At 53.2% G+C, this 25,093-nt stretch carries 24 protein-coding genes; 16 read left to right on the top strand and 8 right to left on the bottom strand.

Annotated elements, in window-relative coordinates:
• The first annotated feature begins 3 nt into the window (after positions 1 to 3).
• From ACP0GE_RS07715 to ACP0GE_RS07705, 3 genes are read left to right on the top strand one after another with little or no spacing between them, the layout of a single operon-like run.
• Positions 4 to 420 (top strand): DUF2924 domain-containing protein, encoded by a 417-nt coding sequence (locus ACP0GE_RS07715; RefSeq protein WP_424831399.1) that lies wholly within the window; start codon positions 4 to 6, stop codon positions 418 to 420.
• Complete coding sequence (locus ACP0GE_RS07710) at positions 302 to 1,021, top strand: recombinase family protein (RefSeq protein WP_424831398.1); 720 nt, start codon at positions 302 to 304, stop codon at positions 1,019 to 1,021. Before ACP0GE_RS07715 ends, ACP0GE_RS07710 begins: the two co-directional genes overlap by 119 nt.
• Entirely contained in the window at positions 946 to 2,046 is a 1,101-nt protein-coding gene (locus ACP0GE_RS07705) for a recombinase family protein (RefSeq protein ID WP_424833826.1), read from the top strand. Before ACP0GE_RS07710 ends, ACP0GE_RS07705 begins: the two co-directional genes overlap by 76 nt.
• Positions 2,047 to 2,860: 814 nt before the next feature.
• Here ACP0GE_RS07705 and ACP0GE_RS07700 read toward each other — a convergent pair.
• From ACP0GE_RS07700 to ACP0GE_RS07685, 4 genes are all read right to left on the bottom strand, one after another.
• The gene (locus tag ACP0GE_RS07700) at positions 2,861 to 4,054 is read right to left on the bottom strand and encodes an IS91 family transposase (RefSeq protein WP_424831397.1); all 1,194 of its coding nucleotides are present in this window, start codon (positions 4,052 to 4,054) and stop codon (positions 2,861 to 2,863) included.
• A gap of 10 nt (positions 4,055 to 4,064) precedes the next feature.
• Positions 4,065 to 4,952, bottom strand: coding sequence for a tyrosine-type recombinase/integrase (locus tag ACP0GE_RS07695; RefSeq protein WP_424831396.1), 888 nt, complete (start codon positions 4,950 to 4,952; stop codon positions 4,065 to 4,067).
• A 253-nt stretch (positions 4,953 to 5,205) separates the two neighbouring features.
• Complete coding sequence (locus tag ACP0GE_RS07690; protein ID WP_424831395.1) at positions 5,206 to 6,048, bottom strand: SDR family NAD(P)-dependent oxidoreductase; 843 nt, start codon at positions 6,046 to 6,048, stop codon at positions 5,206 to 5,208.
• 38 nt (positions 6,049 to 6,086) lie between these two features.
• A complete protein-coding gene (locus tag ACP0GE_RS07685) occupies positions 6,087 to 6,899 on the bottom strand; it encodes an SDR family oxidoreductase (protein WP_424831394.1) in 813 nt (270 codons plus the stop codon).
• A gap of 161 nt (positions 6,900 to 7,060) precedes the next feature.
• On the opposite strand from ACP0GE_RS07685, the gene ACP0GE_RS07680 reads away from it, so the two are divergent.
• The 4 genes from ACP0GE_RS07680 (at position 7,061) to ACP0GE_RS07665 (ending at position 14,898) form a co-directional block, all read left to right on the top strand.
• Positions 7,061 to 7,951, top strand: a complete 891-nt coding sequence (locus ACP0GE_RS07680; protein WP_424831393.1) for an AraC family transcriptional regulator N-terminal domain-containing protein — start codon at positions 7,061 to 7,063, stop codon at positions 7,949 to 7,951.
• A 284-nt stretch (positions 7,952 to 8,235) separates the two neighbouring features.
• Positions 8,236 to 10,320, top strand: coding sequence for a hypothetical protein (locus tag ACP0GE_RS07675; protein WP_424831392.1), 2,085 nt, complete (start codon positions 8,236 to 8,238; stop codon positions 10,318 to 10,320).
• Between the two features lie 101 nt (positions 10,321 to 10,421).
• Positions 10,422 to 14,498, top strand: a complete 4,077-nt coding sequence (locus ACP0GE_RS07670) for an RHS repeat-associated core domain-containing protein (protein ID WP_424831391.1) — start codon at positions 10,422 to 10,424, stop codon at positions 14,496 to 14,498.
• A 1-nt stretch (position 14,499) separates the two neighbouring features.
• On the top strand, positions 14,500 to 14,898 hold the full coding sequence (locus ACP0GE_RS07665; RefSeq protein ID WP_424831390.1) for a hypothetical protein: 399 nt from the start codon (positions 14,500 to 14,502) through the stop codon (positions 14,896 to 14,898).
• Between the two features lie 92 nt (positions 14,899 to 14,990).
• On the opposite strand, the gene ACP0GE_RS07660 is transcribed toward ACP0GE_RS07665, so the two are convergent.
• Positions 14,991 to 16,382 (bottom strand): GspE/PulE family protein, encoded by a 1,392-nt coding sequence (locus tag ACP0GE_RS07660; RefSeq protein WP_424831389.1) that lies wholly within the window; start codon positions 16,380 to 16,382, stop codon positions 14,991 to 14,993.
• 62 nt (positions 16,383 to 16,444) lie between these two features.
• Between ACP0GE_RS07660 and ACP0GE_RS07655 the strand changes: the two genes are divergently transcribed.
• From ACP0GE_RS07655 to ACP0GE_RS07625, 7 genes are all read left to right on the top strand, one after another.
• Positions 16,445 to 17,437 carry a hypothetical protein gene (locus ACP0GE_RS07655; RefSeq protein ID WP_424831388.1) on the top strand — a complete coding sequence of 331 codons (993 nt, stop codon included), beginning with the start codon at positions 16,445 to 16,447 and terminating at the stop codon, positions 17,435 to 17,437.
• A 161-nt stretch (positions 17,438 to 17,598) separates the two neighbouring features.
• Positions 17,599 to 17,970 (top strand): GspMb/PilO family protein, encoded by a 372-nt coding sequence (locus tag ACP0GE_RS07650; protein WP_424831387.1) that lies wholly within the window; start codon positions 17,599 to 17,601, stop codon positions 17,968 to 17,970.
• Positions 17,967 to 18,515 carry a hypothetical protein gene (locus ACP0GE_RS07645; RefSeq protein WP_424831386.1) on the top strand — a complete coding sequence of 183 codons (549 nt, stop codon included), beginning with the start codon at positions 17,967 to 17,969 and terminating at the stop codon, positions 18,513 to 18,515. The genes ACP0GE_RS07650 and ACP0GE_RS07645 overlap by 4 nt, the downstream gene beginning before the upstream one ends.
• A gap of 33 nt (positions 18,516 to 18,548) precedes the next feature.
• Positions 18,549 to 20,567: a type II secretion system secretin GspD gene (gspD, locus tag ACP0GE_RS07640; RefSeq protein WP_424831385.1), complete on the top strand. Its 2,019-nt coding sequence runs from the start codon at positions 18,549 to 18,551 to the stop codon at positions 20,565 to 20,567.
• A gap of 9 nt (positions 20,568 to 20,576) precedes the next feature.
• A complete protein-coding gene (locus tag ACP0GE_RS07635) occupies positions 20,577 to 21,809 on the top strand; it encodes a type II secretion system F family protein (protein WP_424831384.1) in 1,233 nt (410 codons plus the stop codon).
• On the top strand, positions 21,799 to 22,203 hold the full coding sequence (locus ACP0GE_RS07630) for a type IV pilus modification PilV family protein (protein ID WP_424831383.1): 405 nt from the start codon (positions 21,799 to 21,801) through the stop codon (positions 22,201 to 22,203). Before ACP0GE_RS07635 ends, ACP0GE_RS07630 begins: the two co-directional genes overlap by 11 nt.
• Positions 22,204 to 22,238: 35 nt before the next feature.
• Positions 22,239 to 22,838, top strand: a complete 600-nt coding sequence (locus ACP0GE_RS07625) for a hypothetical protein (protein WP_424831382.1) — start codon at positions 22,239 to 22,241, stop codon at positions 22,836 to 22,838.
• Here ACP0GE_RS07625 and gspG read toward each other — a convergent pair.
• Positions 22,796 to 23,236, bottom strand: coding sequence for a type II secretion system major pseudopilin GspG (gspG, locus tag ACP0GE_RS07620; RefSeq protein WP_424831381.1), 441 nt, complete (start codon positions 23,234 to 23,236; stop codon positions 22,796 to 22,798). The two genes, ACP0GE_RS07625 and gspG, sit on opposite strands and share 43 nt — an antisense overlap.
• Positions 23,233 to 23,769, bottom strand: a complete 537-nt coding sequence (locus tag ACP0GE_RS07615) for a prepilin peptidase (RefSeq protein WP_424831380.1) — start codon at positions 23,767 to 23,769, stop codon at positions 23,233 to 23,235. The genes gspG and ACP0GE_RS07615 overlap by 4 nt, the downstream gene beginning before the upstream one ends.
• 16 nt (positions 23,770 to 23,785) lie before the next feature.
• Between ACP0GE_RS07615 and ACP0GE_RS07610 the strand changes: the two genes are divergently transcribed.
• Both ACP0GE_RS07610 and ACP0GE_RS07605 read left to right on the top strand, forming a co-directional pair.
• Complete coding sequence (locus ACP0GE_RS07610) at positions 23,786 to 24,415, top strand: hypothetical protein (protein ID WP_424831379.1); 630 nt, start codon at positions 23,786 to 23,788, stop codon at positions 24,413 to 24,415.
• 86 nt (positions 24,416 to 24,501) lie between these two features.
• Positions 24,502 to 24,783: an ATPase, T2SS/T4P/T4SS family gene (locus ACP0GE_RS07605; RefSeq protein ID WP_424831378.1), complete on the top strand. Its 282-nt coding sequence runs from the start codon at positions 24,502 to 24,504 to the stop codon at positions 24,781 to 24,783.
• Positions 24,784 to 24,799: 16 nt separating this feature from the next.
• Here the strand turns inward: ACP0GE_RS07605 and ACP0GE_RS07600 are convergent, their stop codons facing one another.
• A complete protein-coding gene (locus ACP0GE_RS07600) occupies positions 24,800 to 25,093 on the bottom strand; it encodes a hypothetical protein (protein ID WP_424831377.1) in 294 nt (97 codons plus the stop codon).

Below are 25,093 nucleotides of genomic sequence, written 5' to 3'. Positions count from 1 at the left end.
ACTATGGATACTACGCGCGCGGACCGTGACCTTGCGAAGGTATTCGACGACATTGAACACCTGGATCGCCCCGGCTGCCTTGATCGATGGCGGGAAGTGTTCGGTCGACCCCCGCCAAAATACCTGTCCCCGCAATTCATGAAAAGAGTTTTGGTCTGGGAACTACAGAACCGGGAACTGGGCGGGTTATCTGTGAAGACAGAACGTCGACTGAAGCAAATCGCGTTGGGTAAAACACCGCCACCTACTCTGAAACCGGGATCACATCTGGTGCGGGAATGGAACGGGCGCACCTATCAGATTGAAGTGGTTGATCGCGGGTTCGTCATGGACGGCAAGATGTGGCGCTCCCTGTCAGCCATCGCAAAGCATATCACCGGGGCACACTGGTCAGGCCCGCGCTTCTTTGGGGTTCAGTGATGCGACGTATCCGCTGCGCCATATACACCCGGAAAAGCTCGGAGGAGGGGTTGGAGCAGGATTTCAACTCACTCGATGCCCAGCGGGAAGCCTGCGAAGCTTATGTTGCCAGCCAAAACATGAAGGCTGGGAGCTGCTGCCAAACCACTATGACGATGGCGGTATCTCGGGTGGGCATCTTGAGCGTCCAGCTCTGCAGCGGCTGATGAGGGCCGTCGACGATAAACACGTGGATCAGATTGTTGTCTACAAGATCGACCGGCTGACGCGCTCACTTGCTGACTTCGCAAAGCTGGTGGAACGCCTTGATGCGGCAGACGCGTCTTTCGTGTCAGTTACCCAGTCCTTCAATACGTCTACCAGCATGGGGCGCCTGACCCTCAACGTGCTGCTCAGCTTCGCCCAGTTCGAACGGGAAGTCACCGCTGAGCGTATCTGGGATAAAATTGCAGCCTCCAAACGCAAGGCCTGTGGATGGGCGGGAATGTTCCGCTTGGATATCAGGCTGACGGCCGGACGCTTAAAATCGACGACAAGGAGGCTGAGACCATCAGAACGCTCTTTTATCTCTATCTGGAACATCAGAGTATTCTTGACGTGAAAGAGCAGGCGGAGGCACTGGAGCTCCGGTCCCGGCGCCGGGAACGCCCGGGCGGACGCGTGACAGGCGGTAAGTTTTTTGACCGCGGACACATCCATCACCTGCTCAGCAATCCTATCTATGCTGGTCGCATCCGACACAAGGGGCAGGTTTTTGAGGGGCAGCACTCTGCCATCATCGACCCGGCAGTTTGGACCCACGTGCAACAGCTGTTGACAGATGGCGCAGCCAAGGAGCGTGGAGTAAAGCAGAAAGCAACGCGATCAGCGCTGGCCGGAAAGCTCTTCGATGAGACCGGAGATCGGCTGACACCCAGTCATAGTCGCAAAAATGGGAAGCGTTTGCGTTACTACATCTCCGGACGTCTGGTGACTGATCGCAGTCAGAAGCATTCTGATGCGTGGCGGCTGCCTGCAGAGCAGCTTGAGAGCCTTCTGGCCGAAGTGGTCAGACAGCATTTGAGCCGATCGAACGCGGCGACATCAATGACACGGGATATGTCGGCGACCGAAATTGCTTCAGCAACAGAGCTTCTCAGAGATTGCCAGTCCGTCAGGAAATGCCTCGGCCTGATTGAGAGGGCAGATCTGCGACAGGGGGTCTTGGCCGTGCAACTGGATTCCCGGGCACTCGCCCGAACGATGGAGTGCAGGGCGGATCAGGTCGATGCAGAGGAGCTATCGATTGAAGCGCCATTCCGGATGCGCCGCAGAGGCGTGGAATTGAAATTGCACTTGGGCGATCCGCCTCCTGAGATCGATCAGACACTTGTCCGCAACATCATCAAGGCACGCCAATGGTTGGCGATGATCATTGATGGCAGAACGTTCTCAGAAATCGCGGAAGCAGAGGGCACGTCCAAACGCCGTGTGCAGGATGTGGTCGATTTGGCAATGCTGGCGCCTGATGTTCTGGAGGCCATCACTGCAGGCGAACAGCCTGTCGGCCTGACCACGGATTACCTGATCAAGTCCGGCTTCCCGGCTATCTGGTCAGATCAGCACAAGCAGTTCGCTGCGCTCTGATCCACAGACTCTTCCAAAGTCACCAAACTCGTACCGCCGGAATCGCGAACTGAGACTGCGACCCGAAATCGACCATTGTTGCGCATAAACTCAGGTCTCAGCTGGAATAGCCGGATGATAACCTGCTGAAAACACGCGGTAATAGGCGTCCAAATATTCAGTGCGTGAGATTAGGGAAAATTATGGCTGTGCGCGTAGTCTCAGGCTATCCAGTCTCACGCAGAATTCCCTGTTAACAGGGAAAATACAGGGATAACTTATAGATTTGGGCCATTTGCGGTGGTTTGGGGCTCGAAGTTACTTATTAAATCAGTCGCTTGTGTGGAACTTCCCGAGATCGGTTAACAGGGAATTTTTCTATGATGATCAGGGAATTTCTTCCGACTAACGGGAAGAGGATAGGGGGAGCGGGCCAAACTAATCTGATCTGAATGTCGGAAGCCGACATTCATGCGAAGTGTAGCCAACGGCTGCTGTGATGAAGATTTTCTGATGCGGGCCAGGATGTGAGGTTTCAGCTTGGCCGTAATGGTGGCCCGCGTTGGAAAATCTCTCAGGGAGGAAGCCGCGGGGGTTGGCGGTGTCTATGGGGAGAGTTTACTGCCGGTTGGATTTGAGGCTGCTGCGGATGCATTGGTGTGGGGGTTGAAAACGGTTGTTTTCACTTTTGACCGGAGTGTTTTCCTTGGATTTAGCCCGGGCTGCTGACGGTTTGCGCCTTTTACGTGACTTCCCGGTTCGCTGCGCACAAAGGGGTTTGATCGGTTTGGCTGAGTCAACCGGTCTGCAATGGATGGGATGAACTGGCACTCGGTCATGCGGCCTGTTCCCTTGGTGGAGCGCGGGATCGAGGAACCTGGCCGCGCCGGAACGTTTCAATGATGCGCATCGAGCTACCGCAACAGAGGCACGGCTCGCGCAGGGTAAGTGGTGCGGGATTATCCTCAGGCGGAGGTTCTTGCTCTGGTGTGCTTGCCCCGATCAGGACGCGGACCTTTGCGATATTGACCTTGCGCTGTACCGAAGCCAGCAGGCCGTAGTGGCGGATGCGGTGAAAGCCGTCGGGCAGGACATGCGTCAAGAACCGGCGGATGAACTCGTTTGTGTCGAGCCGCATGACCTTCATGCGGTCACCTCGTTTGATGCGATAGTCCTTCCATCGGAATGACACGGTGTCGGCACTGGCACTGACGAGGCGGCTGTTCGAGATCGCGACACGGTGCGTGTATCGGCTGAGATAGGCCAGCACTGCCTCGGGTCCGCCCAAGGGCGGTTTGGCATAGACGACCCATTCGGATTTGCGGAACGGGACAAGCCATGCAGCGAAGGCGTTCGCGTCCGCCAGTTCGGCCAGATCGCCGAAGAAGGCAAGCTGCCCGGTCCGATGCAGACCCAACAGTCCTTCGAGGAATAGCCGTCGGAACAGTCGTGACAGAGCCCGGACATGCAGAAAGAACCCCGGCCGACAGGTGATCCACTTTGTGCTGTCCGGAGACAGGCCGCCGCCGGGCACAATCATGTGGATATGGGGGTGATGCGTCAGCGCCGAACCCCAAGTATGCAGTACACTGGTCATGCCGACACGCGCGCCGAGGCGCTTGGGGTCGTCGGCGATGGTCATCACAGTCTCGGCCGACACCTTGAGCAACAAGCCGTAGATTGCTCGCTTGTTCCAAAGGGCGATCCGCGCGATCTCTGCAGGCAGGGTGAAGACCACGTGGAAGTACTCGGCCGGCAGCAGGTCTTCGGCCCGCGCCTCCATCCAGTCGCGCGCTGCCGAGCCCTGACACTTCGGGGAATGCCGGTTCTTGCACGAGTTATACGCTATATGCTGGTGGCCGCATTTGGTGCAGGCCGCCACATGCCCGCCGAGCGCCTCGGTCCGGCAGGCCTCTATCGCCGACATCACCTTGAGCTGTCTCAGACTGACATGCCCGGCATTGGCCCGCCGCCACGCGGGGCCGTATCTGCGGAATATGTCAGCAACCTCCAGCCTTGCACGGGGCAAGGCCCGCGTCTCACCCCGGTCGCTTGTTACGAGCTCGCAGGTTCAATTGCTTGAGGGCCTCAAACGGGCTGGCTGTGTCCCGGATCATCTTGGTGGCGACTTTGGTATATTGGGCGGTGGTCGTCAGTTTGGCATGACCAAGGAGCACCTGGATGACCCGTACATCCGTCCCCGCTTCCAAAAGATGCGTGGCGAAGCTGTGCCGCAGGGTATGCAGCGTCGCGGGCTTGTTGATCCCGGCCATGCGTTTGGCCGAGGTGAAGGCGCGGTTCAACTGACGTGGCGAGATCGGGTTGATCTTCGGCTTGCCTGGAAACAGCCATCCCTCGGGCCGGGCCTCGCACCAGTAGTCCCGCAGAAGATCGAGCAGATCGGGCGACAGCATGACCTTGCGATCCTTCCACCCTTTGCCCTGCGCGACATGGATGAGCATCCGGTCGCTGTCGATATCGCCGGTGGTGAGATTGCAAACCTCGGAAGCTCTCAAACCTGCACCGTACGAAATGCGTAGCGCGGCACGATATTTAAGCCCAGGGCCAGGTGCCACCGCCAGAAGCTCGGAAACTTCCTCGGCGCTCAGCACCGCGGGCAGTTTGCGCGGCTGGGTGCGGAAACGCATGTATCGCTTCATCTCCTCGCGACCACAGGTCATCGAGAAAAAGAAGCGCAGGGCGGTGATGCGCGCGTTGTAGACCGAGGGCGTGACCCCAGTATCCGTCATGTGAAGCTGATATGCCCGAAGCTCTTCCGTCGTCGCAGTATCGGGCGAGCGCCCCAGAAACCCGGCAAAATCCTTCACCGCCCGGATATGCGCTCGCTGAGATTGGGGTCCCAGACCCCGAATGCGCATATCCTCAATCATCCGCTCCCGAAGCGGTGTTGTTCTCTCCTCTGTCATTGGAACCTCCTCTGCCGACTGAGAAAGCCTCAATCGTCAGACAGGTTCGTCAGTTCACAAAATGCACGACGTCAGGAACAGGGCGAAACATCAGCCACAAGCGCCATTGCCGCGCGAGCAGCTTCGTCCGTGAGCCCATTTTGACCAATGCTGGGCTTGGAATAAACGTCCGCTAGGAATTTAGAAGTGGTGTAAGCCTTGTTGTTTGGTCACTGTTTCGCTGGCTCTATGCCTGACCGCTCTTTGAGACCGGCTATGCCGAGACCTCGTGCGCCGCAAAGGCATCTGCATAGTCGGGATGCCATCGCGAAAGAGCCGGGCGATTGTTGATAATATCTCCTGCAGCCCATTCAACCCGTTTGCGGTCGCGCTCTTCGGACACATCATTGTCCGGACAAAGAATATAAAAATCCCCGTCCGACATGCGCCTCAGCAGATACTCAATTGCCTCTTCACTTGTCCAAGCTGCCGCAGGTTTTTCCGGCATGAACTTCTCAATCATACCAGTATAAGTAAATCCCGGCACGAACAGATGGGCGGTGATATCCGCTTCGGCCTGCCGCAAATCATGCGCAAGCATTTCTGTCATGACCTTCACGGCAGCTTTGCTGGTATTATAGGCGGGGTTTCCGGGTGGTGTGGTGATGCCCTGTTTTGACCCAGTGTTGACCACCACAGCCGGACGCGCCGCCTTAATCATACGCGGCAGGAAAGCATGGACACCGTTCATGACGCCAAAAAGATTGACCTCAAACAATTTGCGCCAGTTTTCCGCGTTTTCCCAACTGCCGGACGGCACCGCGATACCGGCATTGTTCATCAGGACAGCCACCTCGCCGAGCGCAAAGACCTGATCCACCAAGGTATTCACAGCAGTGGCGTCGGTGACATCAGTCGGAACCGCCTGAACAATTACGGACGTCCCAGCCTGATCGCGCAATTCCGCCTCAGCTCTGTCCAAGGCCTCACCCGTCAGATCGACCAGCACGACCCCCAGACCGTCCTGAATAAATCGTTGGGCCGCGGCCTTGCCAACACCGCTTGCAGCCCCGGTTACAACGGCCAGACCACCTTTATCGATTGCTTCGCGATACATGGATCACCCTCTTTTTCTATGAATGACTAAGCGGTTCTTCAGGGCGTCATCTTTTGCTTGAGGCCACCAATGAACGTCTCGTCATCCTGTTGTTTCCGCGCGTTCAGCAGTTCTTCGGCATCAGGCCCTGCGCGAAAACGCAGGCGGCTCCCGGTCTCGTTGGCCGCATCCCAAATGACCTGCGCAACAGTTTCTGGTTCAGAAGGGGTCGCGGCCAGCGTGCCAAAAAGACGCCCCATGGCTTCGGCCATTGGTGCGTAGTCCGGCAGGTTCTCATCCATCGCGAAATCGAAAGAGCTGCCGCCGAAGTTGGTCCGTATCATGCCCGGTTGGACAATACGGACCCGAATGCCAAGGGGTTCCAACTCGTAGTGCAACGCCTCAGATAGCCCCTCTACTGCGAACTTGGTGCCGTGATAAAGCGCCCCAAGTGGAAATGTGATCTGTCCTCCAATGGACGAGATATTTATGACCGTTCCTGACCGGTTCTGACGGAAATGAGGCAGAACCGCTTTGGTCACTTCCATCAACCCAAGCACGTTGGTGTCAAACTGACGTCGGATGCGATCCATCGAAAAGGCCTCTAACGCACCGTAGGCGCCGTAACCCGCATTGTTCAACAAAACATTAATCTGCCCAAACCGTTCGATGCCACCTTGCACGGCCGTTGCAATTGAGCCCGCATCCGTCACATCCAGCTGGGTCAGATGTACGTTGTCCAAAGCCCCCAGATCCGTGCTGCCCGCGGGGTTGCGCATCGTGGCAATGACATTCCAACCGTTTGCTTGGAAATGTCGGGCAGTTGCCGCACCAATACCGGATGAGGCCCCGGTGATCAGAATGGTTTTCATATTATTGCTCCGCAGCTTTATAAGCACACAATAATCACCGAGGGAGGATGTATCTTTCTATATCCTCCAGCTTTCTTGTCTAATCCTCCAGAAGTATACGTTTTCAGTAATAATCGTTTTTGATTCCGTGCTAGCGATGAGGGCAACAACAGGAGGCATTCATGAGACCTCAGAAACTATTGGACTATGTTCTGGCACTGCTTGACCACGCGGGAGTCGCGCAGGGTGTCCTGACACATAAGGAAAGCGGGGCGGTTTTTCTCACCCAGCCGTCGACCACGCAACATGACGCAAATGTCTACCGCCCGCTGTTGTGTGCGGTTTTGCAAGGCGCCAAAGAGGTCGGGACCAGTACCAGAACGCTCACCGTGCAGGCCGGGCAGTCGCTGATCGTCAGCAATGCGCTGCCGGTTGTCTCAAGGATTACCGAGGCCACATCCGAACGTCCCTACGTCGCGCTTGTGTTCCCCCTTGATCTGGATCTCTTGCGCGCCCTGGCATCGTCACTGCCGCAATCTTCTACCAAACGCGTGTCGGATCCATTTTCGATCTGCCTCGCTGAAACCGATGACGAAATGAAAAGCGCTCTGTTGCGGTATTTTCAGCAGTGCGAAACCAAGGAGACGCATCACATGCTGGCGCCGATCACGGTGCGGGAAATCCATGCCCGCCTGCTGATCGGGCAACATGGCGGCACGCTTCAAAAACTGGTATGGCACGAAAACACGTCCAGCCGGATTTTCGCGGCGACACATGAAATCCAGTCAGATCTGGCTAATCCTCTTGTCGTCGGAGAGCTCGCCGGGCGTGTTGGTATGAGCAGTTCGGCCTTCTTCGAACAGTTCAAGGCCGTCACAGGAACCTCCCCGCTGCAATACCAGAAAGACCTGCGTCTGCTTCATGCCCGGAATGAGCTTCAGACCACTGGCTCAAAGATTTCAGAGATTGCTTACGGGGTTGGATATGAAAGCCCGGCTCAATTCTCTAGAGAATATGCCCGCAAGTTCGGGCGCTCTCCAAGACAAGAGCGCGTTGCCGAAACTGGCAGATAGGGCTGCTGGGATAAAGCTGAAACGTGTAGATAAATCTGTATGTTGAGGGTGAATTCCCTGAGCATCCGAATAAGGAAATTTTAGCGTCTTTTCAGTGAAAACTTGCGGCCCCCCGAAGAAAGAGCAGCTCCTTCAGTTTTGTCCGTATGAATCCTTCAGCGGTAAATCGAAGTTTCCGATTGACGGGCAACGGTAGATGTGCGACTCCCAAGTCTCAGCCACTGGTGGAATATTCTTTCACCTAAGCGACCTAAAGATGAATTCCAGCGGTGGCTCCGTCTTAGATGCTTTCCTACAAATTTCTCCCGACGCTTTTGATTCTAATGGCCCTTCATGTTCTTCAATCGACAGAACTGAGGGCGCAAGACTTAGTCCTATCCGGTGATCCTCTGGAGTTCTCGGAAGGCCGGGCACGTGATCCTGTTGCTGTGTCTGGCTCGTTTACTCAGATGCTCGACTTTGATGTACCGGAGTATTTCGATATCCAGCCACAACTGGGGTTGTCATATAGCTCAGCGCATTCCGGGTTCGGCGACCCTGACCGGGTAGTGGGGCGCGGATGGGGCGTCTCGGGTGTTTCCAGCATTCGCAGACATAGCGCTGGCGGTGGAGCACCATTTTATCAGGAAGATCAAGACGTCTTCTATCTGGACGGGCAGGCGCTTCTGGCGTGCAAAGATACGAACGCAACAAATCCGTGGCCAGGCCCTTATCCAACGCTTTGGCACACGACTTCGGAATCAGCATCCTGCTCGAGCGGCGGCAATTTTGTGGCCTTGCAGGAAGATTACCGCAAGATCATAAAGTCGGTAGGCAAATGGGAAATTTGGGAAAAGGATGGAAGCGTCAGGGTTTACCACCCTGTGGGCTACCATACTTCTGCTACTGCTGAAGCTGGTAGTGACGCGGATTTGCTGCTGAACCAACACCATTGGCTGTTAACTGAAGTGCAGGGGGCGCAATCAGATTATCACACCGTTATCTACAATTGGTCGATTGGGTCGGTTGATGATGGATTCTCGCATCGCCTGGCCGACGTCACCTATGGGGCTTATGAGATTAAGTTCAACTACGAGTTTCCCGGTCAGAAGGTCACCTATGGTACGGGTACCGGGATTTTCGGCAAACAAGGGGCGAGGTTGGCATCGGTTGAAGTGAAAGATGATGTTGCCGGTTTGCGTGCCTATCGTCTGGACTATCAAATGACGGCGATCACCTCCCAGACGGTTCTGGTATCGGTCCGGGAATATGGCTCTGATTATCAAATGTCCGGTGTTCGTCCGTCCTCTGGTTCGACATTACCAGAATACGGCTTTGAATATTCTCAAGAGAGCTTCGAATACCAGGATGTTGAGCTAAGTGGGACCGGCTTAAACGGAATCGGGTTTGATCGTGTGTTTCCGCTGCAATCTGCGGACTTTGATAATGATGGTCGAGATGAGGCTTTTTTCCCCGGTCGACACGACCGACAAAGCTACGTTTCAAACTGCGCAGAAGGGTGCCACTACCAATCAAGCAATACTATAGTTCACGGGGTTGCAAACTATGTAGCCCTGGGTTTTTTAAGGTCATTTGGAGGTGAGAGGGGTCAAGCTTTTGGTGAGGGGAATCAACTATTAAGTATGTTGTCGAGTGGGGTAAATGAAAGACAGTTTATTGGAATTACTCCCAAAAGCAGCAATACCGGAAAATCTTATTTAGTTGAAATAGAAAATTATTTGCAACAATCGAAAGGCCTCATAACTCTTGACCCCTCAATAGATGATTCTGCCAACTTGAGCTTTGGCATTGTCGACCGGATTGGCGACGCTACTGTGACCGTAGATGTCGGGCGTTTTGATTTTGAACGCGGCATTCACATCCTTGACGCTCGGAGATACGGCTTTGAGAGTTCAAATTGGAATAATCGATCATTCCTACTAAATGATGGTCAATTTGAAGTAAGCGATATCGATCTTGGTGATTTTGGAGGAAGGGCTTGGAATGTAGGACCGAACCTTAATGCAGAGCCGGTTATTGTATTTGACCTTGATGGAAATGGCCTAACGGACTTGCTTCATGATAGGCGTGTTAATCGCACCAAGCCGGGTGATTTGGGTAATGACTTTGGCACTATACTTGGTGAGCTAGGCGTACACGACGACTACGCAATTGGTGATTTCAATGGCGACGGCATGCAGGACGTTGTTTATGGATGGTCGAACAAAAACGACATTGATGTCTACCTGAGCAGCGGAAAGGCGTTCCTTCAGAAGCAAAAGTGGGCTTCTCCAGCACAATATAGCCTTCAAAAAAATGCCGAACCAGAGAACTCCAGCCCTCCTGTGGGGGGGCGTTGCGGTTATCCGCGATTAATGCAGTTGATGTAAACCGCGATGGGCTAACCGATATAATTCAATACTATAAAAGTAGCATCGCATATGGTTGCCATGTTGTCCCGAATTCCTCATATCATGATGTTGCAACAAGTTTGTATTGCTCGCGCCACAAGCTTTACCCGGCACGTATATTCCTTTCCACCGGGAATAGTTTTGTTCCGCTGACGGGCACAGATGGCAATCCGGTCATCATCAAAGATTACGCGGGAAGCGGTGATTTCGACGGTGACGGCAATCTCGATTTCTGGGGTCGGGTTGGCTCGTCGACGGCGCGTTATTCCACCATTGCCTATGCAAACCACGAACGCAGTAATCTCTTGACCAAAGTCACGACTCCATTGGGAGCCACTACCGAAGTTACCTATCAGTCTATCCGCAATACATCTGAGAACTTCCTTTCGCAGGAAGTGGACCTGGTCAAACAGGTCGTTCAGCATGACGGTCGCGGTGGTGCCCCCAGGGTTACAGGATATGCATTCTCCGGCGCACGTCAGGATGAGGTTTATGGTCTTTCTCTGGGGTTCCGAACCGTCACCGAAACCTTGCCAGGTCTTGAGAACGAACTTGAACCCCTCACGGTGACAACCACCTATTCGCAGGCGCTTGGAGGCGTTGGGCTTCCAGAGGTGATTGAAACCAAATTGGGCGAAACGGTTTATGAGCGTGAGACATTCACTTACGCACAGCGAAATCTGGACAGGCCATTCCGTGGACAAATGTCTAAACACACAGTTGAAATGCGCCATGGAAGTGATCTTACACCTCAAACCACGGAGTATGTTCATAACCTCTTTGGAGAGGTTACGGATATCCGGGAGTTGGGATTTGACGGTCCTGAGGATGATCGCACGACATGGTTTTACTTCAACCCCAATCCGGACGCCTACATTGTCGACAAGCCGATGGTGAAAGGCGTCAATGCTGGCTCGACCTGGTCGGCGGATCAGGCGACCTGGCTGTCAGTGGACTACTTCGCCTATGATGGTGAGGTGTCCTGGGGGCAAGCCCTTCCGACGAAGGGTCTTTTGACCCAAGTGCGCCGGATGCGCAGGGATGCTCAGCATGTGGCCTCAGAACAAACAGTTGGCACCTATTCTTATGACGCGTGGGGTAATGTTGTCTCAGAGACGGATGCGAAGGGTCGGACGACGACCCACACGTATGACACGCAGAAACACCTGTTCCGGACGAGTTCAACTAACGCGGCGGGCCACACGGCGAGCACGCAATGGCACCATGGCTGTCAGGTTCCGCTGACGGAGACCGATCTCAACGGTCTGGTGACCACGGTCACGCTTGACGGGCATTGCCGGGAGGTAAAGAGAACCGCCCCGAACGGGCATGAGGTCAACTGGTCCTATAATCACTTTGGCGATCCCGATGCGCAATATGTCGAGACCCGTGCAGCGTCGGCTGATGTGGCCAGCGGTAACCCGGACACGGTATCGCGGCAGTATTTCGACGGGTTTGGTCAGACCTACAAGGACACCACCAGCGGTGCGACCGATCAGATCGAAGATGCGATTGTGACGCTCAGCGGCCATGACACACGGGGCAATGTCGCCTGGACCAGTATTCCTCTGACCTGGGCCGAGGCTGCCGGAAACACTGCCGCTGCAAATCAGCGGGTCAGCTTCAGCTACGACACGCTGGGGCGGGTGATACAGACCATCGCCGCAGATGGAACATATGTCCAAAGAACGTATGGGCTGTCGCTTTCGAGAACTTCGTACAGAACTGGTCAGACCCTGACCTTTCCATCTGTAGAGCAGCAAGATGCGCATTGTTTTGACAATGACGCTGCCACGATCTGTGGCTGGACGCGCACTCTGTTTGATGGGCATGGAAATGTCATCTGGTCGGGCGTGAGAAATGACAACACGGACCCGAACTCTCAGTGGTTTGATGAAACCGACTATGCCTACGATCATCTGGATCGCCTGATCGGTGTCCGTGATCCGGGCGGAGCGGAATGGACCTATACCTATGATACGGTTGGCAACCGGCTGACGGCGGATGATCCGGGCCTTGGGCTGTGGAGTTTGTCTTATGACGAAACGGACAACCTGATCGCGCAGACCGACGCCAAGGGCCAGACGATCGCCTATACCTATGATCAGCTGGACCGCGTCCTGACCAAGACAGTCAGCGGCCCGGGTCTGGACACTATCACCACCCAGCACAGCTATGATCAGCCCCGCAGCGGCTTTTACAATACCGGCATGCTGACAGGCCTTTCGATCGATGGCCCATATGCGCATACGATCGAATATGATTACAACAATCAGGGCCTGCTGGCTGAAGAGCGGTATGATCTCATCGGTCGTGTCTTCCGGCTGCAGACCGAATACGCCGCCAATGGCGTTCCGCTGCGGCGCGCGCTGCCGGACACGCCGGATGCCGAGACCAGCAGCTGGACGGATGTGTTCTCATACGATGCCGCAAACCGGCTGACCGGCTTTGGTCCGCATATCACCAGCGTCACCTATGATTTGCGCAGCAACCCGACTGAGATTGTCTATGGCAACGGGTTGCGGACGGTCAATGAGTTCTCGTACAGCCGCGGCTGGATGGACCGGACCGAGGTGCGCGACGCCTCCAGCCAGGTCATGGCCAAAACGCAATATGTACGCTCGGCGACGGGCCGTGTGGCGCAGCAATGGACGACGCAGGATGAGGGCAATCTGGATTATGCCTATGATTATGCCGGGCGCCTGACCACGGTCACCAACCGCAGCGGTGTGACCGCGTTCGACCAGAACTTCACCTATGATACTGCGGGCAATATGCGCTCGAACAGTCATCTGGGCACCTATGACTATCTGCCGGGCACCCACCGCCCCACGGCTGTTGCCGGTCAGAGCTTTACTTACGACCCCAACGGCAACATGACGCAGGGCCTGCATGGCAAGGTGATGACCTATGATGGCGAGAACCGCCCGCTGAGCGTCACCTATGCCGGCACAAGCACGACCTATGTCTACAGTGCCGACGGCACGCGGATAGCGCGGTTCGACAATGAAGGCCAGACGGATGAGACGATCACGGTCACCTTCAGCGATGTCGAGATCCGCAACTTCGGGGATGGTCCCAGCGAAGAGGTCATCGTGACCTATCCGCATCCGGATGTGCGGCTGGTCAATGGCGTGGCCAGCTACATGCACCGCGACCAGCTGAACTCGGTCCGCCTGATCACCGGCGGTGACGGGGCCGAGGACAAGCGCACCATCTACCACCCCTTCGGCCAGGCCCAGGACTGGACCTCAGACCTGATCGCCGCCCCCGAAGACAAAGGCTACATCGGAGAACGCTACGACGCAGGCGCAGGCCTCCAATACCTCAACGCAAGATATTACGACCCAGAACTCTCCATCTTCATACAACCCGACTGGTTCGAAGTGACCCAGCCGGGAGTCGGAACAAACAGGTACTCCTACTCGTTCAATGATCCCGTGAATCTGAGCGATCCGGGGGGGAACTCATGGCTCGATAGAGCCTGGGATAGCGTTTTTGGCGAAGACTCATTTAATAACACTTTTGGAGACGCCGGGTCGGCCTGGTCAGACCGACATTTTGGCAATGACCTCGAACAGTTTGTTGGTGAGGTATACAAACGCGATGTTGGCAAAGATAGCCTCTCCAGCCTGGGGTATGACGAAGACTACGACTACGACGACTATAAGGAAGGTACGATAGCCGCAGCCAGCGGCTTGGCCATGAGCGCCGATGGCGCATTGGTTGAGGCGGTTGCAGGGGCCAACACAATTGGACTGCTGTACAAAGCCGGGCGTTGGACCTATCTTGGTGTAAAGACAGTAATCAACCCCAAACAAGCACTTGGCGGTGCAGCCACAGCGGGAATTGGCGTAAAGGCCACTACATCAATAGCAAAAAGGCCTCATGGCAATAGCAAATTAAGCAATGAGCCCCAAGTTCTTTACAATCTCGTTGACGTTGGCACTGGCGCTATTGCAAAAATTGGCATTACCGGTGCAAAAACCGGAAGCAATAGATACACACAGGGATATTACCGTGAACACAACGTGAGGTATGTTGCTGTGGCCCGCTATAACAACAGGCTGCTAGGTTACGCAGTGGAAACTGCGTCATTGATTGGGCACCTGGCCAAGCACGGAAGCCTGCCGAGGCTGAACAAAGGATTTCGTTGAAGTGAAATATTGGGAAAGCGCAGAAGTTGAGAAATCTCTTGATTCAAGCTTGAGAAGTAGTCGTTTACTTCTTAGCCCAAAAATTGGCGAGATTTTGACGCGTGGGACCTTGGCAAACTTAGATTGGGAGTTCTGCTACATTCCGATAGTCATGGGCCCTGATTTTATTGATCTTTTCCCTGCCAGAACCCGTTTGGACAGGAAAGAAAAGAAGTTCTTTCACTCACCCCAACTAAGTGCCGGAACTTTCAAAACAGGTAATGAAAAGCAAAAAGCTGCCGAGTATCTACGAGGAATTCTGTTGGCTACAGAACGTTTAAAATCAACTATTTTGGACGATTGCCAATTGGCAGAATTTCAGTCTGGAATTGAAGCTTTGGTTACAGAGTATCAGAATTGATCTGGCGGACAATTTCGCCCATCTGCTCATCCCTAGGTTCCAAAAACATCAACATAGTTGGGTCCCGCTGTAGTAGACATCAGCGGTCAAATTTAAGCTACTAATCTTGCCTGCAACTGCCGCACACACCCATCCTCAACCTCCAACCGCTGTCCCAATACCCCACGCAGCACATCCTTCACCACATAATCCGGCACACCCAAATCCGTAAGCCGAGTTACCGCCCCTTCCGGCGTGTTCGTGTGCAGGGTCGACAACACCATCCGCCCGACCAGTGCCGCCCGACAGGCGATCTCGGCCGTCTCCTGATCCCGGATTTCCCCCACCATCAGCACATTCGGGTCCTGACGCAAAAACGACCGCAACGTCCGCGCAAAAGTCAACCCGATCTCCTCATGTACCTGAACCTGCTCGACGCCCGGCAAGTTGTATTCAATCGGGTCCTCGACCGTCAAAATCTTGCGCCCTTCGTCATTCAAATGCGCCAGCGCGGTGTAGAGCGTCGTGGTCTTCCCCGATCCGGTCGGACCGGTCACCAGAAACAACCCGTTCGGCTGTTCAATAATCTCGATGATCTGTTGTGTCGTGTCAGCATCGAACCCCAGCTTGTCCCACCCCAGCCGCAAAGCGTCCGGGTCCAGAACCCGACAGACAATGCTCTCGCCAAAACTGGTCGGAACCGAGGATACCCGAAAATCAACCTTGCGCCCGGCAATGGTAGAGGTGATCCGCCCATCCTGTGGTAGCCTGCGTTCCGAGACATTCATTCCCGACATGACCTTAAGCCGCGCCAGAATGGAAGCGACGCTCAGAGATCGGTCCACCGGTTGGGACCGCAATATCCCGTTCACGCGCATCCTGATGCGAAGCCCATCCTCCTGCGCCTCAAAGTGAATATCGGATGCGCCGGTTGCGACGGCTTCGTTAAAGACCTCTGACACAAAACGGATAACCGGCCCATCGATCTCACCACGCCTTAGCGCTTCCTGATCCGCTTGCAATCTCTCATCCGAGATTTCAGAGTTCTGCGGCTCCTGATCCAGCGAGGCCAGCAGCGACCTGATCGCCCGGGTTGGCGCAACAACGATATTCGGCTCGCTCTCGAGAAAAAATGAGAGCTCAGACAGTAGGGATGAGTTCGCTGGATCACAGGACAGAATGTGACAAGTGTTCTGATCATCCACGATCGGCGCAACAAGTTGGGACCGGCAATATGGAAGCGTCAGTACATCCATCGAGGCCATATCCAGCTCATGCTTCCCAAGGCTGGACACATGAATGCATTCGATTACCGAAGCCAGTTCCTTCAGCAGTGCTTCTTCATCCACAAGGCCGAGTTTCAGGATGGCCCGGTCCAGAGAAATCTGCTCAACTTCAGCGATTGCGAGCGCCCTTGACAGACTCGCTTCACTTATTACGCCTTTTTCGGTAAGGTTATCGCCTAGTGAACTATTCCAATTAAGGTTTTCAGCAAGCAAAGACATCTTGGAGCTTCGACCCTTTTCATACTATAAGTTGTACAAACTCTAAATCACCGGGTGACGAATTGAAAGAACACACGGGAATACAGGCGTACATTGGATGGCGGCTTGTTGCGTCATGGAGGTGGGCTTATCAGCAACTTCCGGCATGGCTTGTCCTTCCCGGATTTCTGCGGCAGTGGTCCCATACGGTGCAAATTGATGCTATTCCTTTTGAGATAGATGGAAGTGTTTCGGGACAGTTCGTGGATGTGGAATTGAACCCGGCCCTGATGCTCCAGAAACAACTAATCGTTCCGCATGCGGCCAAAGCAAAACTGGCGCGCACCGTGGAACTGGATGTGCGCCAATCCCTTCCCGGCGGAGGTGACGATCTTGTGTGGGTCTCGACGATCGAGAAAAGAGAGGGCTCAAACCTGCATGTCATCGTCTATCTGATAAAAAGAAAGACACTGGAGCAAATCGAAGAGCTCCTTGCATCGAAGAATGCGATTGCGCGGACAATCTCTGTTTCAGGTGGCTACAAGCTGAAACCTTTGATTGATCATAGGCGTGTCACTGACCGATCACGTAGGGTTTGGGACATTGTTTTGGTTTTGCTTTTGGTGCTTTCGTTCGGTTTGGTATTTTGGGGAGAGCTGCGAGAACGAGCTGAACTCCAAGCTCGCATAAGCCTGTTACAACAGCAAAAAACGGAATTGAGCACCGGGCTGTTGAGTCTCAGGGAGAAGTTGGAAAACGAGAGTTCAAGTTATTCGGCCATTTTGAATGATGCGAACGCCCTCATGTCGGAGCACCAAAGGCTTCATGCAATTTTGGATCTGACAGAGGTTCTCGATGACAAGACTTGGATTTCAGAGCTGGTCTTTAGTGGCTCGAACCTGAGACTTTCCGGGTTCACAGGCGACGAAATAACAAGCGTGATCGATGCAATTCGGCCCCTAGGCTGGGTCAATCGCGTCGATATCAGCGGTCCAATAACGTTTGACACTTACACTCGAAAAAATCGGTTTGATTTGTCGGTTTCCACTAACAAAGCGGGGGTTATCGACAATTGAAGAATACTCGACCCGTACTGGCAATCGTAATTTTGGCCTCTGCGCTCAGCGGGTTGCTGTGGCTCTCACGACTTCCGTTTCACAACCACAACGCAAAATTGGCTAAAGAAGTGGCAACTTTGGACGCGGAGATTACTGGGCTTCATCGCAGGCTCGCAACCTTGTCCAACGACGCAATACAGGTTGAGTTTCCGGCCGAGTTGATGTGGCCGGAAGAAACCAAAGCCGATGCTGAACTGTCTCTTCAAAAGGTCATTGTCGATCTTGCATCAAAGTCCGGTATGAAGGCGACCACCTTCAACAACACTCTGACCAAACGCAACGCTCAGCGAGCGATTGCTTCGTTTAACATTGAGATGGAGGGCGTTCTCGACGACGCGTATGCGTTTCTGGCAGGATTAGAGGCACACCAACCGAAAATCGCAGTGGGGAACCTCCGGATACGCCCCGGTCAATTGCGAACTGGTCCGGCAAAGCAGGGCGTTGTCAGGGTGCAAGTTGATCTTTGGATCTATTGGAGTTCCGATGCATGATGGTACTTCGTAGATGTGCACCACCTTTGATATTTTGGATGCTTGGCGTTTTGCTTTTGTGTCAGATTGGGCTCCTAAATAATAGTCAAGCAACATCAGATTCAAATCCAATCAAAGGCAAGCTGCCAGGTAAAGTTGGGCTTCAGCAGGCAGCGACAAAAGTCACTCTGCCCAACGCTCACGATCATTGGGAGCGACTTATTGCGCTCGGTAGCAAACCACTTTTCCTAGAGGCAAGGAAATACCCTCAGAAGAAGACTGAAGAACATGACGCGACGGCTGTAGTGCAGCTTGAAAGCGCTGAGCCTTTGGATGCCTCCATTCAGGAGCAAGAAAGTGCTCCAGTGCCACCTGAGGTCCTGTTTCGCGGCTATATTCGCGAGAGGGATGTGCTTCAAGTCTTATTGGCTTTTCCTTCTTGGGGTGAGGAGCGGTGGGTCGCAATCGGTGACAACGTAGAGGATTGGAGCGTTGCGGACGTGTCAGAGTCCATGGTCCGATTGGAAAATGGCAGTTTCGAGCATGTCGTCACGAAATCTGAGTGACGATAAACAACAACAAGAGAACTGGGGGACGTGATGCGTCTCGATTTCGTAACCATAGTCCTAGCCTTTATCACCGTAGCTAGTTGCACAGAAACTGTGACAACAAGTTCCGGTATCTTTGGTGACGACGTTACTGTTGAACGTCACTCATTTTTAAATCGTTCAGATAGCGTGGGCACCGATCCCGGTTCTGGTGTTCGACCAGGAGCGTTAGCGCGCGGCAATGATCAGTTTGTTAACCCCAGGCGCGTTGCAAATACTCGCCGGTCAAAGGCCATCATCGTTCCGCGCGACAGAGAAATGGTTGAGGTTTCGCTTGTCAATGCAAGTGTAGACGCAGCCGCAGAAGCCGTGTTGGGCGATGCACTAGGATTGCGTTATGCGATCAGTGACCAGGTGAGGGGAACAATAACTATTCAATCCACCGGACCAATTCCAAAAGACGCACTGCTGGAGCTTTTTGAAGCCGCTTTGTCCGCAAATGGTGCCCGCCTCGAAAAAGAGGGGAATGTTGTTTCGATTGTTCCAGGCACTTCCGGGAATCGAGCCTTTCGCTTGGCATCCGAGGGTGTTGGGAGCGGAGCAAACATAGTCGTTGCGCGTCTTGAGTACATTTCGGCAACTCAAATGGTCAACTTGCTGGAGCCGTTAGTTACTGAAGGACTAACAGCAGTTGCCGACAAACGTCGAAATCTGATGATGATGACGGGCACCCCACCTCAACTGGAAGCGGCGCTGGACGCGCTGAACCTTTTTGATGTTGATGTATTGCAGGGGAAATCTATAGCGCTTGTCGAATTGTACTCTGCCGCTCCGGAAGCGATTGTGGAAGAATTGAAAGTGATTTTTGAGAATGAAGAGGGTGGCAATCTTGAAGGCGTGATAGAATTCATTCCAAACAAACGCCTTGGGTCCGTCCTAATCATAACCTCACGCTCCCGCTACCTTTCTACGGCCCAAAAATGGATCCGGCAATTGGACAGGACGGCGAGTGGAGCCAATAATTACATCCAGATTTACGAGCTTCAAAATCGTTCAGCCGTTGATGTTGCGCCCATTCTCAACGATCTACTTACAGAGGGAGTTTCTACTGATGAAAAAAAGAGTGAAGATACAGTAGCAAGCGTAGGTGGATCACGTGTGGCCGCAGACAAAGCCAGAAATGCTCTGCTGGTTCGCGCAACCCGAAGAGAACATCGCGAAATTCGCAACCTTCTCAACCAGATTGATAGTAGCCCACAACAAGTGATGCTTGAGGCCACAATTGCCGAGGTTCGTCTGAATGACGAACTGGATCTTGGTGTGCGCTGGTTTTTCGAAAGTGGGAACTTTGACTATACATTCTCTGATGCTCCCAATGGAAGTACCGGTCCGGTTTTCCCAGGTTTTTCTGCGGTTTTTGGGACAGGTGGAGCCAGTGCAGCCCTGAGCGCACTATCAGGAGTAACAGACGTAAAAATAATCTCGTCTCCCACACTGATGGTGTTGGACAACGAAGAAGCTGTCCTGCAAATTGGCGATCAGGTTCCAATTGCGACCCAAACATCGACCGACAATACGTCAAACGATGCACCCACCATCACGAATATTGAATATCGGGATACCGGCGTCATTCTAACGGTCACACCCAATATCAGCCGCAACGGAAGGGTCGTGTTGGATGTTGTTCAGGAAATCAGCAGTGTTTCACAGGAGCAAACTTCGGGAATTGATTCTCCAACAATCAGGCAGAGAAAAGTCGCGACTAATGTAATGCTGAGTGATGGCTCCACGCTGGCCCTTGGCGGTTTGGTTCAGTCTTCGGATACAAAAACTGTCACAAAAGTGCCCGGCCTTGGCGATGCGCCAGTTGTTGGCAGCCTGTTCAGAAGAACTGAAAGTGACAAGCGTAGATCTGAACTCCTAGTGCTCATACGCCCACGTGTCGTCTTCACCGAGAACGATGCCCGAACGGCCACTGAATACTGGCGAGCAAAGCTCTCCGGTGCAAACTCCATTCTGAAGACGGGCCTGGGCTCTCCAAAGCATACAGTTAGTGACGTACTTGATTGAGGGTTATTGATGCCTTTGTATTCCTATCGAGGGTATGACAAAACTGGTTCGAGCGAAGAAGGCACAATCGACGCGAGCAGCGAACAACTCGCGTTCGAAATACTCAAATCACGTGGCGTAACAGTATTTCATCTTGCTGCCGGTATTGCTTGGCCAAACGAAGAAATTCCTTGGTATAGGCGTGATATCAGGCTCTCAGGCGCTGAGCTTTCTTATCAGGATCAAGCTATTGTTGCAGGTTTGCTGGCAACATTGTTTCGAGCCGGGTTGCCAGTTGCAGACGTCATACGAATTGCTGGCCTATCCGCCGATAAAAAGGAAGTAGCACGTCACTTTGAGCGTGTTGGACTGCGGGTGGCAGACGGGGCCAATTTCCCTGAGGCATTCAGGGATGAAAACCACATATTCTCACCCGTTTTTGTCTCGTTCCTGAAAATCAGCGACACAGCCAATTCTCTACCAGCGCTTTTGTACGAGCTCTCTGGATTCTTTCAAAAGCAGTATGCAGCAAAGCAGAAGGTGATTTCTGCGCTAATCTATCCATCTGTCTTGGTGTGCGCTTCGGTAGCCCTGTTTCTGGTCATTGTCCTCTATCTGGCTCCAAATCTCTCCCCAATTTTTGCATCAGTTGGGCGCGAAGTACCTGCTACAATCGGAATATTGCTGAGTATAAACCTATTTCTGAAGAGCCACTGGCCGCTAGCTACTCTTGCGGTGATCTCAGTATCCTTAAGCACCATCGCGGCATTGCAGCTACCGCAAATTCGCTCAGCCGCATCAATATTGAAAATGCGGTTGCCAGTTTTTGGTTCTCTCTTATCTCTTTCTACGCTGACACGTCTTGTACAATCGACCGAACTTTTATTGCGAGCGGGCAACCCTCTTTCTGAATCCCTTAGAAGCTCTGCCGAGAATATGGGAGTGGGAACATCGTTGGGCAGTCGGTTTTTGGAGGCAGCTGACGCCGTAGAGGGCGGGAGATCAGCAGCATCAATCTTCGACCAAGATCCTGCTTTACCATCTTCATTTAAGGAGCTGTTTCGTGTTGGAGAGACCACAAACAATCTGCCGGTGACTCTTTTGGCATTATCCGAACACCTCAGTTCGGATCTCGAAAGAAAATCTGAGAGACTTCTCGGTCTGATAACCCCAGCGCTTACCCTGATCATGGGCACCGGAATTGGTTTCCTGATTTACACGCTTATGGCAGCGATTCTTGAGGTAAACGATATTGTGCTGTGACTCATCTCAACGGAAATGCGATCGGGGGTTCTCGCTTCTGGAAGTGATGATTGCCATGGCGTGTGTGGGTTTGTTGTTGACGACAATCTACAACATGTCGGTGAGTTTAACCCGCAAGCAGGCCGAGGCTTGGATGTCGTATGAAAACACCGCAATGGCGCGAGCTTTGCTTGACGAGTTCGTAACCACCTACCCGCAAATGCCAACCTCTGGAAACTACAAGAGCAAGTGGGACTGGAGAATAACCGAGGAAATGCAGCCCGCCTCGGAGACTACAGAGTTCGATAACAATATTGAATTGATCAGGGTCACAGTTGAAGTTCGGAGAGTCGGGGCAGTTCAAGATCCATTCTATAGCAGTGTTGTAGTTTCTCGAAGAAATGGTGGTTTATGAGGCGAACCCATAAATCTGGCATCACTCAGCTGGAGATGATGATTGCCCTGGCAATAATGGGGATGATTGCCGTGCTCCTTGCAAACGCTTTGAGTTTCAATCGGCAAACCATCGAGCGTTTCCATGTGCTGAATTCAAGCACCGATGAAATTTATGCGCGCCGCCTCCTCAAACAATGGATCGAACAGATGCCTCTTTCGAAACGGAATGGGGACAATACCTTTGGACTCGATGGAACCAGAGATAGCCTGACTTTTGGTACGTTGGTCGATGACGGTCAATTTGAGGCTGGGTGGTACACGGTATTTTCTGTCGAATTACAACCGCAAAATGGTTCGTCTGCTTTGGTCCTTCGGGGACTGGGAAGGGGTGAGCCCAATGATCAGCAAATCGAGTTACAGTGGACAATTGCAAATGCGGTTGAACATCTTTCCTTCAGCTACTTTGGGCAAACGGATTCGTCACCCCAAAAAGCCTGGTACACGGATTGGTCAAGTGACTATCCTCTTCCCGATCTCGTGAAATTGGAATGGGAAACTGAGACGGGTGTACCCAGCCCTCCAATAACTTTGCTGCCAGGAAAGCATAACCATCAAAGATTTATGTCGCTATCTTCTTTGCTGCCACCTGGATGACCATCCCTTCCATAAGTGAACAAGTCGAATGCCCCCTCCGCGCCCGGATTGCGGTAATAGTACACTCTTCCCCACGGGTCCTGGATGTCGCTGTTCTGATCAAGGTATGGACCGCTCCAGTTGCTTGTGTCGGATGGGCTCCGCAGCAGGGCTTCCAAACCTTCTGATTCTGAGGGATACCGCCCGACGTCTATATAATACAGCTGGAGCGCTCCCTTGATATTCGTCAGTTGAATCTCCGCAGCTTTTGATTTCGCCTTGCCGAAATTTTCCATGATGCGTGGAGTCGCGAGGCCGACAATAAGTGAGATGATCACAAGGACCACCATGATCTCCAATATGGAGATACCGGATGTTCCGTTGCGTCGTTCCGCAGGTCTAACAGGCTGTGATTTCATACAAAAACACCGTTCAGAAGACTAAGGATGAATATGGAATAGGCAACAAATGGACCAAAAGGAATGCCCTGACGAGGACCATTGGAAAACACTGTTGCCATCAGGTACCCGACAATTCCGCCAAGGCTGGAAAACAAGAGAAACTCAGGTAGTTTTAGCGGACCCAACAGAATGGCTCCGGCACCAAAAAGCTTTGCGTCCCCGATACCTAAACCCTCTTGCTTTGCATGGCGAAAGTAGAGTTCGCCAACCAGCCAAAAGAAACCCATGACCAGCAGTCCTGTAGAAAGGTGCACTACCAAAGAAGCCGTTCCGGAAATCCAGACGGCAACCGCGCTGACTATTGCGACACCCAGGGTGGCGATATCCGGAATCTCCAGCGTGTTCATGTCGCACACCGATAGCCAGATCAGCATCGGCGCAAGGGCAGCCGACAACCCAGCCTGAAACCAATCGCCGTATGTCCAAAGACTGCAAAACGTGATGAAATACAGTACAACGAAGGGTAGAGTCGTATTGAACTGAGCTTTCAAGGTCTTGCGTTTCCTCATGAACGATACGGAACAACTCCAGCGCCAACCCCAATGCGGTATTATACTGCTTTCCACCTTGGTCATGCTAATCCTTATGGTTAGCCTGATTGTTGTTACTCAATCTCTGGCTGTGGGCAATATCAAATCGATAACGCGTTTGCGGCAGGCTGAACAGCGGGATTTACTGGAAGATTCAATTCGTGAACTGGCGCGGCCTCTGATTGCCGAGGCAATGTTGGGGTTTCGTGAACCGCATAATCTGAAACTTGATGGATCTGACTATCCGATCCGTTTCCAGGGCCAGACAGTATATGTTTCGGTTCAGAATATTGAGGGGTTGGTGTCGGTTTCGAAGTCGTCAGAAGAGCTTATCAGGCAATACTTGCCAGGTGACCTAGCAGAAACCGTCATCGCGATGAAACATGACGCTCAGCCTGGTCTCTCCCTGCGTCAAAGATTTGTCTTGGCTGGAGGAGATTTGACGGAATACCCGGATATCGAGTTCTGGATCACAGATCATCCAGAGTATTCCCGATTCAACAGCACGAGTACCCCAGAGTACTATCTGCAGAGTTCCGCCGGATCGTCCCTGCCTCAATCTGGAAGCGGGTTGCAACCTAAAGCCGTAGTGCTGTCGGTGCGCTAGTGGCAGATCATACGTCGGACAAAATCAAACTGGAGTGGGGCAGGTTCAGGCGCGCGAGGAGATCGGGCTGATTTTTTGCGCGGACGTTGCGGTCGTTTTTGCGTCAGGACCCGAATGTGCTGATGGTGGGGGAAATCCGGGATGAAGAGACGGCCGAGATCGCCTGTCGGGCGGCACTGGTCGGGCGGATGGTGTTGTCGACCTTGCATACGAACACGCCGGAAGGGGCGGTAACTCGGCTTACGGATCTGGGTGTGCCGGAGTATGTGGTGAAGGATGTGTTGCGCGGAGTGTTGGGGCAGCGGTTGGAGATTGCAGAGGGTGGTGTGCGGCGGCTGCAGGCGAAACTTGCAGCGTTGGCCCACTAAACTCTCCAAGCTGAGATTAGCCACTCTGGACGAATGCCTTCACCTCAAAACAGTCAAAACAAATAAAAACATACACCATTCCGACATCCGCAAACACAATATCGTCACCAACCGAGTCCAGTTGGCACAGAAAGCTCATTTGTTCACCACATGCGTCGCATGTTGGTGTATGGTGGGGCTGAAGGTAATCAGGTGCACCTCCTAGCTTCGACCTCTTTCCAATTTCAGAGCCTGCCCATTTGAAGCCCATCATTTTAGATGCTTCAACCGACAACGGTTTCAACTCGATTTTGTACTCAGGTAGTTTCAT

The organism is Ruegeria sp., from assembly GCF_965243365.1.
Lineage (GTDB): Bacteria > Pseudomonadota > Alphaproteobacteria > Rhodobacterales > Rhodobacteraceae > Ruegeria.
This window is presented reverse-complemented; position numbering and strand designations above follow the sequence as displayed.